The organism is Mesonia sp. K7 (genome assembly GCF_003233725.1).
Lineage (GTDB): Bacteria > Bacteroidota > Bacteroidia > Flavobacteriales > Flavobacteriaceae > Mesonia.
This window is the reverse complement of the sequence record NZ_QKQV01000019.1, coordinates 25035-37763: the sequence shown is the minus strand read 5'-3', so window position 1 is coordinate 37763 and position 12729 is coordinate 25035. Positions and strand designations below refer to the sequence as shown.

Annotated in this window: 11 protein-coding genes; all 11 read right to left on the bottom strand. The window is 35.5% G+C overall.

All coding sequences use genetic code 11. The features are described from left to right. The coding region (locus DNG35_RS11405; protein ID WP_146228876.1) for a PorP/SprF family type IX secretion system membrane protein at window positions 1-396 on the bottom strand (396 nt) is incomplete at its 3' end. A 376-nt stretch (window positions 397-772) separates the two neighbouring features. Beyond that, window positions 773-3409 (bottom strand): gliding motility-associated C-terminal domain-containing protein, encoded by a 2637-nt coding sequence (locus DNG35_RS11400; protein ID WP_111129283.1) that lies wholly within the window; start codon window positions 3407-3409, stop codon window positions 773-775. A 302-nt stretch (window positions 3410-3711) separates the two neighbouring features. Further along, window positions 3712-5358, bottom strand: coding sequence for a tetratricopeptide repeat protein (locus tag DNG35_RS11395; protein WP_158524900.1), 1647 nt, complete (start codon window positions 5356-5358; stop codon window positions 3712-3714). Window positions 5359-5508: 150 nt separating this feature from the next. Then, window positions 5509-6144: a bifunctional phosphoribosyl-AMP cyclohydrolase/phosphoribosyl-ATP diphosphatase HisIE gene (hisIE, locus tag DNG35_RS11390; protein WP_111129285.1), complete on the bottom strand. Its 636-nt coding sequence runs from the start codon at window positions 6142-6144 to the stop codon at window positions 5509-5511. A gap of 42 nt (window positions 6145-6186) precedes the next feature. Next, a complete protein-coding gene (gene hisF / locus DNG35_RS11385; protein WP_111129279.1) occupies window positions 6187-6951 on the bottom strand; it encodes an imidazole glycerol phosphate synthase subunit HisF in 765 nt (254 codons plus the stop codon). After that, complete coding sequence (gene hisA, locus DNG35_RS11380; RefSeq protein WP_111129277.1) at window positions 6941-7675, bottom strand: 1-(5-phosphoribosyl)-5-[(5-phosphoribosylamino)methylideneamino]imidazole-4-carboxamide isomerase; 735 nt, start codon at window positions 7673-7675, stop codon at window positions 6941-6943. Before hisA ends, hisF begins: the two co-directional genes overlap by 11 nt. 1 nt (window position 7676) lies before the next feature. Next, a complete protein-coding gene (gene hisH / locus DNG35_RS11375) occupies window positions 7677-8282 on the bottom strand; it encodes an imidazole glycerol phosphate synthase subunit HisH (protein ID WP_111129275.1) in 606 nt (201 codons plus the stop codon). Between the two features lie 9 nt (window positions 8283-8291). Continuing rightward, window positions 8292-9428 (bottom strand): bifunctional histidinol-phosphatase/imidazoleglycerol-phosphate dehydratase HisB, encoded by a 1137-nt coding sequence (hisB, locus tag DNG35_RS11370; RefSeq protein ID WP_111129273.1) that lies wholly within the window; start codon window positions 9426-9428, stop codon window positions 8292-8294. After that, window positions 9425-10480, bottom strand: a complete 1056-nt coding sequence (hisC, locus tag DNG35_RS11365) for a histidinol-phosphate transaminase (RefSeq protein ID WP_111129271.1) — start codon at window positions 10478-10480, stop codon at window positions 9425-9427. The genes hisB and hisC overlap by 4 nt, the downstream gene beginning before the upstream one ends. Next, window positions 10470-11774 carry a histidinol dehydrogenase gene (gene hisD / locus DNG35_RS11360; protein WP_111129268.1) on the bottom strand — a complete coding sequence of 435 codons (1305 nt, stop codon included), beginning with the start codon at window positions 11772-11774 and terminating at the stop codon, window positions 10470-10472. The genes hisC and hisD overlap by 11 nt, the downstream gene beginning before the upstream one ends. Before the next feature lie 31 nt (window positions 11775-11805). Then, complete coding sequence (gene hisG, locus DNG35_RS11355; protein WP_111129265.1) at window positions 11806-12663, bottom strand: ATP phosphoribosyltransferase; 858 nt, start codon at window positions 12661-12663, stop codon at window positions 11806-11808. Window positions 12664-12729: the final 66 nt, after the last annotated feature.

Below are 12729 nucleotides of genomic sequence, written 5' to 3'. Positions count from 1 at the left end.
CAACTCCATAAGGTTTACATCATGAAAAGTAGCTCCTGCCTTTAATCCAAAAGCTAAGTTAGAGTTAGCAAAACGTAACGTATAAGAGAAATCTGCATAGACATTGGTCTCTTTAATGGGACCTATTTCGTCACTAATTGCGGATAAACCCAAACCTGTATTTTCTCCTACAGGTGAATGTGCATTGAAAGTATAAGTTGTTGGTGCTCCTTCTATATTGTTCCACTGGCTTCTGTATAATAAACCAACATCTAGGTGGTCTTTGGAACCTGCATAAGCTGGGTTGACTACGTTCATATTATACATGTATTGAGTATACTGAGGGTCTTGCTGCGCATTTGTCTTTACCGTAGCAAGAACCACTGCTATCAGCCATAAGTAATAATGTTTTCTCATATTTTGGTTTTAAGTTTTTGGGTGTTTTATTTTTTTTATTATCCGTATTTTTTTTATTATCCGTCACTGCGAGCTTGCCTAACGTGGTCATTGAGCACTTGCACTGAGCATGTCGAAGTGTCGAAATGCAGGTAAGGACAACGGAGTAGTCTCTAGAAATTTTTATGGATAATTTTCGATCAACCATTTTATATTTAATGATTAATTTTATTCTCTTATAATTTTTCGACTTTCAACTTTCAACTTTCAACTTTCAAATCTCATATCTCATATCTCATATCTCAAGTCTGTTGCTATCTCAAATTTCATCATTCTTAATATGTCCCAGAGAGCTTTACAAAAAACCCTCTGGGAGCATTCTTAAACACAACTAAATTTAATTAACATTTCGATTGACATACACCCACTTTTTGATGGTCTGTCCATATGCTGGGTGTGAGCGATCCAATTCCAGTACATAGAAATAAGTACCCGTGGGCAGGTTGTTGCCATTCATATCCTGACCTATCCACTCATTCGTATAATTGGCTCGCTCAAATACGTTTCGTCCATGGCGATTATATACGACCAAATTATTGACTCCATACCCTGCGTCCAATACGGAAAGATCAAAACTGTCGTTTAGACCATCACCATTAGGGGAGATCCCTTCAGGCAAGAAAAAACATTCTTCGTCCAGAGTGAGATCAACTTGTGCAATACCTCCGCAACCGTTAGCATCGATAAGTCGGAGATAAACGCTGCTGTTGTTCAAGGCATCCTCGTAAGCTTCTGGGGTTAATAATGCATTGGTATTCTCCTGTGCATCGCTAGAACTGATAAAATAACCTTCGATAGTAGCGGAAGGGAATTCAGCGGCAACCGTGGTCAAATCAAAAGGAGGACAATCGGTGAGTTCCAATGAACTTCCTGCTCCTGGAGCCTGACTTACCTGTAACTCCAATTGAGCAATAGCATAACAATCCACAGCAGGATCGTTCGCAGTAATCCTTACATAAATATACTGTTCGTTGTTTCTTAAAAAATTAGTTGGATCACTGATCGCATTGATAGCATTCACTGCTTCTGTTGGGTCAAGATGGTAGCTAATTAAAGTATTAGGCTGTCCAGCCTGCAGATCATTCTCCCGTTGGGTAAGGTCAAAATACACGCTTCCGTCCAGTACATCTTGATCGCACGAAACAATAGGGCTGACAGTTGGTGCCACAGGAGTAATGGCACTTTGCAGCATAAAACTAGTAATGTCATAACATTGGGTATTGGTATTGGTCACCCTTACATAAATAGTCGTACCGTCAGTAGCGCTATAATTATTGTTCGGGAGGATAGCGCCAGAATTGTTTTCGGCATCGTTAAGATCGGTATGATAACTCACGGCGTACGTAGAAGGGTCTTGACCATTGAGCACCACGGAATCCTGCTGCGAAAGGTCGAAAACAGCTGGCGTATTGGCATCAGGCTGGCACTCCGCCAAATCATTCGGCATCGTGGCTGTAGCTCCCTGTAAAATGGTAATTTCGTCCTCTAATTCAATAAGCGTCCCAAACTGGTTATACAACTCTACGGTAACGATATAAGTCCCTGGTTGAGTATAAACATGGGTAGGAGCTAAATCTGTAGAAGTGTTTTGCGAACTGCTTGAATCCCCAAAATCCCAAGTCGCTGCACTAATCCCAACATGACTATCTATTTGGAATTGGGTGGATTCCCCATAGCAATAAATATCATTCACAATTTCATACTGAAAATTATCAGGCATAAATTGTGGTAGACCATAGCCTTGATCGGCAGAGCCCGCTCCTAAATAAAAATTATCCAACTGAAAGTCACAAGCCACACCTAATGCATTGGGTTTTTCAATAACACTTAAATACTCAGTACCATGCCTTGAGGCATATATTTTTCCATCCAAAGCTAATTGTAAACTATGAATGCTATAAAAAGGTGGTTGCGTAATAGACCATAATAATGTTTTGGAATTGATAATATCTTGAGTAGAAGATACATCAAGGTTATACTGAAAAATTCTAGAACCATCATGTACCCATTGCCCATTATTCTCTGTATAGTAATCTGGCATTGTAATATATAAACGTTTACTATCTGGTGAAAACTCCACTCCCGATACTTGCGATAAATTACCTGTTTGAGTTGCTGGGTATTGATATGGCGCTAATGTTAATAGTTTTTGAGGGTTAGTGACTTCACCCGTAGCCGTATTAAAGTCAAAAAGTGCAAACACACCTGTTCCTTCATTTTGATCATAATAGGTAGATGCAAGCTTCCTTCCATTCGGAGATATTCGAAAGTAGCCTCCAAATAAAGGAAATTCATTAGAAACGACGGGAGTAGTTTGTACACCACTGGAGGTTACCAAGAAAGCAGCAAAATGTCCTGTAACATTACTCAATCCTGCGGAAGCATTATAATCATAGGTTCCTCTGTGGACTACCGCCCATACATCTTGGTTATTAGCATGAGGAATCGCTGTAACTTTAGCAGCGTGATATGGATTTGGAGTTGCAGAAGGAGGCCAATTCCCATCTAGAGGAATGTTTTTTTGTCCACTTACAACTCCTCCTAACCCCCCATCCAAAGTCATATCAACTACCGAATACATAAAAGGAGCGTTAATAGGTATATTAACAGCCATACCATGAGCTTGGAATACATAATATTTATCAGGATTTGCAGGGTAAGGAACAGTTATTGCTGGTTGATAACTATTACCTAAACCGCCGATTAATCCAGCCCCATTATCCATTACAGAGCCATTAGAATTAATCAATGAAGACCCACTTCCATGAAATAGTAAATTTCCATTAGCGGTAGATATAGAAGTCCCTCCTTGATGTTGATAACCCCAGAAGTCAACAGATTTAGCTACGGGAGTTCCTGTAGTAAAATCTAGACCTCCGTAATTAAAAAACCAATGGGCAGATTCTAATTGGGCATGTACACCTTCATGCATAAAGCACATCAGTATACTTAAATAAAGTAGTATTTTTTTCATAAGTTAAATTTTTAGGTTAATAAGGTTAAACAGGTTAAACGTTTCACCAAATATTAACAAAATCTTAAATATTTATAAAAAATCGATAAGAATAACTTGGACAAACTAGCAGAAAAATGAGGACATGTTAGTAAAGTTCAATAAAATCAAGGCTTACTAGCTTACCAACATCACAACAAAAAATTAAGAATTATTTAAATTTTTAAATAATAGACGCAGTAATAGAGAGTTTTTTTTCAAAAAAAATAGAGAAAAAAGGAGAAATGATGGGCAAAGCAAAAGAATAAAAAATAATCAAGGGTTTATAAGGAAATACCTAAAACGTATTCATGCAATTCATCTACATTAAGATTCATTTTTTTGGCAATACGTTGTTTTCTCTTTCTACTGGCATCTACGGTAATACTAAATATTGAACTAATTTCCTTAACGTCTAAATTCATGTAAATATAACATAAAAAACGAATGTCGTGCGAACTTAGCTTAGGGTGTTTCTCTTTTAGCAAACGCAAAAATTCAGGGTTTACTTTTTCAAAATGGGAAATAAAATCATCCCATTCAGCATCTGCCTTAAGATGGTCTTTCAATAATCGTATATCATCGGTGATGTCTTCATGGCGCGCTATTTCTGGTATTTGGGTCAAGGAATTAATAATACCTTCTATCATTTTATCACGATCAGAGAGGTACAGGGCTTTAGCGGAAAGCTTTCTATTCTTTTGAGCTATTTTATTCTTGAGTTGTTCTTGTTGCAGTAAGGCTTGGTCCTTTAAAGCTTCATGTTCTTTTTTTTCTTTCTCAAGTTCAAGTTGGGTTATCTTTTGCTCACTTTCAATAATAGTTTTTTGTTGCCTTTGTTTGGCTATTTTATTTCTTAACCCCTTATAAATAATAAATCCTATGATAAGGGCTAACAAAACAATAAAAATAATAAGCACAATAAACATTCGCCGTTCTGCTTTTTGTTTTTGCTTATGTATTTTTAGATCATTTTCATACTCTTGTACTTCAAGTTTTACTTTATTTACAGCAAAGAGCTGTTTATTGATACGGGCAGAAAGAGAGTCTTTGGCAATTACAACAGAATCCATATACCGAAGTGCTTTATCATATTCCCCCTCCTTTTGGTAAAGTTCAGATAAGTATTGGTATTTTTCAATTTTGGGTTTCCATTCTTCGGTATACTTTAAGGCCTCATGCGTATACCCAATAGCTTCTTGGGTGTTATGTTGTTGGGCATAAATGCGAGCCAATAGTTCTAAAACACATACATGACAAACATCCTTTTCTTGGTTTTCCCTTAATAAACGTTCTGCAATTTGTTGGGCTTGTATAATTTCTCCGCGGTAAAATAAATTATCAGCATAATTCACATCCCATATTCGCTGAAAAAAGTCATTTTTTGGAACATTTTTTATCGCATTTAAAAAACCTAAAGCCTTATCTAACTCTCCGTTCTTATTATAGATATCAGCTATATTCAAACCAGCAAAAACCTTATTGTAATCAGAGTCTATTTGTTGGGCAAGCTCAAAGGCTTCTTCATAATACACCAAAGCCTTCAGTTTTTCATTGGTTTGGTAATAAAGAACACCGATGTTGGCAAGGACAGTAGCTGTATTTTCATTCAATTGGCTTTCATTACGCGTGTTTTCCAATGCTTTTAAATAGTAGCGTAAGGCTTCGGCATAATTGGTACTGATTTTATAGACATTTCCAATAAGGTTCTGAACATACCATAATTCCTCCTCACAAGTTTTATTCTGAATAATCACTTCTACCTTAGTAAGTTTTTTGAGTGCTTCAGAATATTCTTTAGCATCATAAGCCTCAATACCCTTAGTAAGCAACAAGACACATTCTTCGGGAGAATATTTTTGGTTCTCCTGAGAGAACGAAAATAAACTTACACAACAAAAAACATAAAAAAGAAATTGGCGGTTACTCATAAACAAAGTCATTTTTATCAACTACTAATATTACAATTTTTATCCAAAATAAATGAATAGAAAGAGTAATTTCCTAAAAAAACATATGGAAAACTACAATTTAATATCCTAAATAATTTTCACACATTTTATTCCCAATAAACATTACTCCTATTGAAGGTGTCGTTTTTGTAGAACAGCGGTAATTTCACGGAAGCTTACTTTCTTATGGGAAAGCAGTATGAGGTAATGAAAAAGTAAATCCGCAGCTTCATCTATAAAAAGTTCAGTATCATCATTCTTAGCAGCAATAACAGTTTCTACAGCCTCCTCACCCACTTTTTGGGCAATTCGATCAACCCCTTGCTTAAATAAAGAGGAAACATAACTTTTAAGGGATGGATTATAGGATTTACGTTGATCAATTATGGCCTCCAACACACTTAGAAATCCATAATCCGTTTCATTTTCTTCGCCCCAACAGGTATCATAACCAGTATGGCATACAGGTCCTTCGGGTTGAGCAAAAACCAATAAAGTGTCTGCATCACAATCTACCTTTATTTCTATAAGTTTGAGAAAATGACCACTTTCTTCTCCTTTAGTCCATAGTCTTTTTTTACTTCGACTATAAAAAGTAACTTTTTGAAGTGTCATGGTTTGTTGATAAGCTGCAAGATTCATATAACCAAGCATAAGAACTTTTCTTGTGTCAATATCTTGTATAATAGCAGGAATTAAGTCACCTTCTTTAAATACTTCAACTATTTTTTTTTTAGCTTCATCTTTATTTTCTTTAAGTTTCATGAGTATGGTTTTATTTATTTGAAATGCTTTTAAATTCATTATTTATGGGTCAAATGGCCGAACAGGTATTTCTTTTGTGATCAAGTGTGTTTTTAAGCTTCGAATCTCAATTTGTTTGTGATGAAAAACACTAGCAGCTAAAGCAGCATCTGCTTTTCCAGTTATAAAAACATCTTCAAAATCTTGAACCTTTCCAGCTCCACCCGAGGCGATAACTGGAATGGATAACATACATGATAGTTTCGCCAAAGCTTCGTTGGCAAAACCATTTTTAGTTCCATCGTGATTGATGGAGGTAAATAAAACTTCACCTGCACCTCGGTCTTGGACTTCCTTTGCCCAATTGAACAAGTTTAATTTAGTAGGTGTTTTTCCTCCTACCCCAAATACGTTCCAGTCCTTGTTCACCTGTTTTGCATCAATGGCTACAACGATACACTGAGAACCAAATCTTAAAGCGATTTCATGAATAAGTTCAGGATTTCTAATTGCTGCAGAATTAATACATACCTTATCAGCTCCGTTTTTCAAAAGCAACTCCACATCTTCAACAGACGATATGCCCCCTCCCACTGTAAAAGGAATATTGATGGCCTCAGCAACTTTTAATACCAATTGGGTAAGTGTTTTTCTACCTTCTTCGGTTGCCGAAATATCAAGAAAAACCAATTCGTCAGCACCGTTATCTGAATAATATTGCGCAAGCTCAACGGGATCGCCTACGTCACGTAAGCTAAGAAAGTTTAAACCCTTTACAGTTCGTCCGTTCTTGATGTCTAGACACGGAATAATTCGTTTAGTCAGCATGATATTTTATTATATAATTTTCCAGTTGTTTTAGAGTAATTTTATTTTCATAAATAGCCTTTCCTATAATAACTCCTTCACAACCCACTTTTGCCAATTTTGGAAGTTCTTCAATAGCAGAGATTCCTCCAGAAGCAATTAATTTAATGTTAGGTATAGTTTCAATTATTTTTTGATACAGTTTAAATGAAGGTCCTTGTAGCATTCCGTCTTTACCAATGTCTGTACAAATAATATATGTTACCCCTTCTTTTACATAATCTCTTATAAAAGGCAGTATTTCTATAGCAGAATCTTCTATCCAACCACTTATAGCAATGTTTTCTTTTTTTACATCTGCTCCCAAAATAATTTTTTCGTTTCCGTACCGCTGAAGCCATTTTTTAAAAATTTCAGGGTTTTTCACAGCAATGCTTCCTCCGGTAACTTGGTTAGCACCACAATCAAAGGCTATTTGAATAGCCTGATCTGTTTTCACACCTCCCCCAAAATCTATCTTCAAATAGGTTTTTGTAGATATTTCTTCTAAAATTTTATAGTTAACGACGTGATTACTTTTTGCACCATCCAAATCCACTAGGTGTATATGCTGAATTCCATGAGCTTCAAATTCTTTTGCTACCTCTAGTGGATTTTCATGATATATTTTTTTGGTACTATAATCACCTTGGGTGAGACGAACACACTTTCCTTCAATGATATCTATAGCAGGGATGATTCGCATATTAGAGAGCTAAAAAGTTTTTTAAAATTTGTCCTCCCCTTAAACTGCTTTTTTCAGGGTGGAATTGTACACCATAAAAATTATCTTTTTGTAGAGCAGCGCTATATGGAATGCCATAGTCTGAGGTTGCGGTGGTTTCCTTGCATAAAGGAGCATAGTAACTGTGTACCATATAAATAAATTCATTTTCTGAAATATGCTGAAATAAATGGGTTTTCAAATTTGAGATTTGGTTCCAACCTATTTGTGGTGTTTTAAGATGGTTTGAAAAACGAATCACATTAACATCAAATACTCCCAAACCTCGAGTATTTCCTTCTTCAGTAGAATTACAGAGCAACTGCATCCCTAAGCAGATACCTAAAACAGGTTGTCTTAAAGTAGGAATTACATGAGCCAAACCACTATACTTTAATTTTTTCATGGCACTGCTCGCTTCACCGACGCCTGGAAAAATTACTTTATCTGCTTGACGGATTTCATTTTCACAATCGGTTAAGACAGCTTCAACGCCTAGTCTTTTAAAAGCAAATCGAATACTTTGAATATTTCCAGCTCCATAATCAATAATTACAAGTTTATTTTTTTTATCTTCTATATTTTTCATCATGTATTTTTACAATTTTCCTTTAGTAGTAGGTAAAATCATTTTTTCAGTATCTCGTTTGACAGCCATCTTAATAGACTTTGCAAAAGCTTTAAAAATGGCTTCTATTTTATGGTGTTCATTGTTTCCTTTAGCCCAAATGTTTATATTAGCTTTGGCGCCATCAGAAAAAGATTTAAAAAAATGATAAAACATTTCGGTTGGCATTTTTCCTATATATTCTCTCTTAAAATTGGCACGCCAAACCAACCAATTTCGTCCGCCAAAATCAAGGGCTACTCGGGCTAACGAATCATCCATAGGAAGGTAGAAGCCATAGCGTTCAATACCAAGTTTATCTCCAAGTGATATTCGAAAAGCTTCTCCTAAAGCAATGGCCGTGTCTTCAATGGTGTGGTGTTCATCTACTTCAAGATCACCTTTAACTGTGATTTGCAAATCCATTTGTCCGTGTCTTGCCAATTGATCCAGCATATGATCAAAAAAGGCAATTCCAGTATTGATCTCACTCTTTCCAGTTCCGTCTAAATTTAGTTGAATGGAAATATCGGTTTCATTGGTTTTTCGTTGTCTGCTTATAAAACGTCGTCCTAATTTTAAAAAATCATAGATAGACTGCCAATCGTTTGTTTCAAAAGAGATATAGGATTGAATTTCTTTTGTATTTACAGAAACTTCTGAAACTCCTAAATGGGTTTCGTCATTAATAAAAATCCCTTTGGCTCCCAGGTTTTTAGCGAGTTCTATGTCTGCAAGTCGATCGCCGATGACAAAAGAATTTTTAAGATCATACATTTCGGAAAAATATTTTTGGAGTAAACCTGTTCTAGGTTTTCGAGTATCAGCTTTTTCATAAGGGAAAGTTCGATCGATCAATACCTCATCGAAGGTGACTCCTTCATTTTCAAATGATTGAATGATAAAGTTTTGTACAGGCCAAAATGTTTCTTCAGGAAAAGAATCTGTTCCTAAACCATCTTGGTTGGTAATCAGAACCAATTCAAAATCGAATTCTTTGGCTATTTTTCCTAAATAAGTAAAGACTTTGGGGTAAAAAATCAATTTTTCAAAAGCATCAATTTGCTCATCATCAGCTTCTTTGATAATCGTTCCGTCACGATCAATAAACAAAACACGTTTTTTCATGAGTCTAATGTTTTAATAATGTGTAATAATTTTTTGTTTTCTACAGGTGTTCCTATGCTTAATCTCAAACAGTTTTCACAAAGAGGTTGCGAATTTCTATTGCGTACTACAATTCCATTTTCAATGAATTGATCATAGCGTTTTTGGGCATCATCTACTTTGATAAGGATAAAATTTGCTTGAGTTGGAAATACTTTTTGAATGAAACTTGTTTCGCCTAAAACTTTAAGTAATCGCTTCTTTTCTTGATTGATTAGAGTGATTTCCTCTTTTATATTTTGATTATTCTGTAGCCGTTTTATGGCAAGTTTCTGTGTGAGTTGGTTAACATTGTACGGGGGCTTTATTTTGTTTAATACAGTAATAATTTCCTGCGAAGCATAACAAACTCCTAGTCGTAGTCCTGCTAAGCCATATGCTTTTGAAAAAGTTTGGGTAATAATTAAATTAGGAAATTCGTTTAACTTTGATATCCAACTTTCCTGAGGGGAAAAGTCAATATAGGCTTCATCAATAACAACCAATCCTTTGAACTCCTTCAGTAACTTTAAAATATGCTCAACACTAATTAAATTTCCGGTGGGATTATTAGGCGAACATATAATTAAAAGTTTGGTGTTTGAGTCTGTAATTTCTAGGACAGCTTCAGTTGATGGCTGGAAATCCTTATCCAATAATGTTTCTCTAACTACAATATTATTCAAATTTGCCAATACACTATACATTCCGTAAGTGGGGGGTAAAGTGATAATGTTATCTTTAGAAGGTTCACAAAATGCTCTAAATATCAAATCGAGTACTTCATCGCTTCCATTACCTAATAAAATTTGATTTACCTCAACATTTTTATGTTGAGAGAGTAGCTTTTTTAATTTTTGCTGCTGCGGATCGGGATAACGATTATACGCTGTTTCAAAAGGGTTTTCATTGGCATCAAGAAAAACCATCTCTTTATCAAAATCCTTATATTCATCTCGTGCAGAACTATAGGGTTTCATTTTCATGAGATGAGGTCGAATGTGGTTTTCTATATTAAAATTATTATTTTCCATTAGCCTTCAGTTTTAAACTTCTTAAACGTAAGGTCACTGCATTTTTATGGGCTTGTAATCCTTCGGCTTCTGCCATAATTTCTATGGTCTTTCCAATATTTTGTATGCCTCCTTCAGAAATTTTCTGAAATGAAATATTCTTCATAAAACTGTCTAAGTTCACACCGCTGTATTGTTTAGCGTAACCATTGGTGGGTAAAGTATGGTTAGTTCCAGAGGCATAATCTCCAGCACTTTCTGGGGTATAATGACCAATAAAAACAGAACCGGCATTTTGAATATTATGGATGAAAAAATCTTCATCTTCAGAAATAACAATAAAATGTTCTGGGGCATATAGGTTGATAAGATGCATGGCCTCCTTATTGTTTTCCACTAAGATGAGCTTTGAATTTTCAATAGCTTTAATAGCTATGGCCTTTCGAGGTAACAAATTAATTTGATTTTCTATTTCCTTTTCAACTAGATCGATCAATTTTGAAGAAGTAGTTACTAATATAACCTGACTATCTGAACCGTGTTCTGCTTGCGACAATAAGTCTGAGGCTACAAACGAAGCATCTGCAGTATTATCTGCAAACACCAATAATTCTGAGGGACCAGCGGGCATATCGATAGCAACATTAAATTTGGTGGCATATTGTTTAGCCGCAGTAACATAGACGTTTCCAGGCCCAAAAATTTTATAAACTCTAGGAATCTGCTTAGTTCCAAAAGTCAATCCCGCAATAGCTTGGATACCTCCTACTTTTAAAATAGTAGTCACACCACATACGTGAGCTGCATATAAAATAGCAGAAGCTACTTTTCCTTGCTCATTAGGAGGCGTACACAATACAATTTCTTTACAGCCTGCCAATTTTGCAGGGATTACCAACATCAAAACCGTAGAAAAAAGTGGTGCTGTTCCTCCTGGTATATAAAGCCCTACTTTTTCAATAGGTCTTTTTTCTTGCCAACATACAACTCCTTTCTGCGTTTCTATAACCTCTGATTTGGTAAGTTGAGCCTGGTGAAATGTTTCTATATTCTTTTTTGCTAACTGAATGGCCTTTTTTAAAGGTTCTGAGACATCATTTACAGCTATTTCTATTTCGTTTTGGCTAACGCGATAATCATTAAGGTTTGACCCATCAAAAAGGCGAGTATATTTAGTGATAGCTTGATCTCCTTTTTGCTGCACATCTGTAAAAATTGTTTTTATAGTTTCTTCTATTTCCTCAGTGGAGCTGCTTTGGGGTCTTTGCAAAATTGTTTCCCAAGAATCTTGAGTGGGATTATATATTTTTTTCATGATCAAGGAGGGTTTACGTATTTATATATAATTAAAGCACCATTTTTTCGATGGGACAAACTAAGATGCCTTCCGCACCATGAGTCTTTAATTCATTAATAATTTCCCAAAAAGACTCTTTAGGAATTACTGAATGTATCGAACTCCACCCTGCTTTCATTAAAGGCATTACGGTAGGGCTATTCATTCCTGGAAGGATTTGACGAATATTTTCTAATTTTTCATTAGGAATGTTTAATAAGACATACCTTGAGTTTCGAGCCATTAACACGGCTCGTAATCGAAATTGCAATTCGTTGAGAATTTGATCTTTTTCTTCAGTGATATGAGGAGAAACAACCAATACCGCTTCACTCGTTAGAACTTCTTCCACTTCAATAAGGTTGTTTTTAAAAAGCGTATTTCCACTGGAAACAATATCAACAATAGCATCTGCTAAACCTATATTAGGTGCAATTTCCACGGAGCCACTAATAATGTGGATGTCAGCATTGATTCCTTTTTTGTCTAAAAAGTGTTGCACACTATTGGGATACGAAGTGGCAATTTTTTTTCCGTTGAGGTCTTTAATCTCTTTATAAGGAAAACTTTTTTCCACAGCAACGGAAAGCCTACATTTAGAAAAGCCCAAACGCTCTGCTATAGGTAAAGCCCTCTCCTGTTCCACCAGTAGATTCTCACCTATAATAGCGATATCTACCACACCATCTTCTAAATACTGCGGAATATCTCCATTTCTTAAATAGAGAACTTCCAAGGGAAAATTAGAAGCATGAGCTTTCAATTGATCCTTACCATTATCGATATGGATGCCTGCTTCTTTTAAAATTTGAAGTGAATCATCATGAAGTCTACCCGACTTTTGAACAGCAATCTTTAAACATTTCATTTTTATTAAAAATCTTTAAGGTCTGAGCAGTTCAAATAAATGGGTAGAATAAAAAAACCCGTTTGA

Coding starts and splice junctions, on each gene's coding strand:
- DNG35_RS11400 (WP_111129283.1), bottom strand. CDS start 3,409: ATGAAAAAAATACTACTTTATTTAAGTATACTGATGTGCTTTATGCAT.
- DNG35_RS11395 (WP_158524900.1), bottom strand. CDS start 5,358: ATGAGTAACCGCCAATTTCTTTTTTATGTTTTTTGTTGTGTAAGTTTA.
- hisIE (WP_111129285.1), bottom strand. CDS start 6,144: ATGAAACTTAAAGAAAATAAAGATGAAGCTAAAAAAAAAATAGTTGAA.
- hisF (WP_111129279.1), bottom strand. CDS start 6,951: ATGCTGACTAAACGAATTATTCCGTGTCTAGACATCAAGAACGGACGA.
- hisA (WP_111129277.1), bottom strand. CDS start 7,675: ATGCGAATCATCCCTGCTATAGATATCATTGAAGGAAAGTGTGTTCGT.
- hisH (WP_111129275.1), bottom strand. CDS start 8,282: ATGAAAAATATAGAAGATAAAAAAAATAAACTTGTAATTATTGATTAT.
- hisB (WP_111129273.1), bottom strand. CDS start 9,428: ATGAAAAAACGTGTTTTGTTTATTGATCGTGACGGAACGATTATCAAA.
- hisC (WP_111129271.1), bottom strand. CDS start 10,480: ATGGAAAATAATAATTTTAATATAGAAAACCACATTCGACCTCATCTC.
- hisD (WP_111129268.1), bottom strand. CDS start 11,774: ATGAAAAAAATATATAATCCCACTCAAGATTCTTGGGAAACAATTTTG.
- hisG (WP_111129265.1), bottom strand. CDS start 12,663: ATGAAATGTTTAAAGATTGCTGTTCAAAAGTCGGGTAGACTTCATGAT.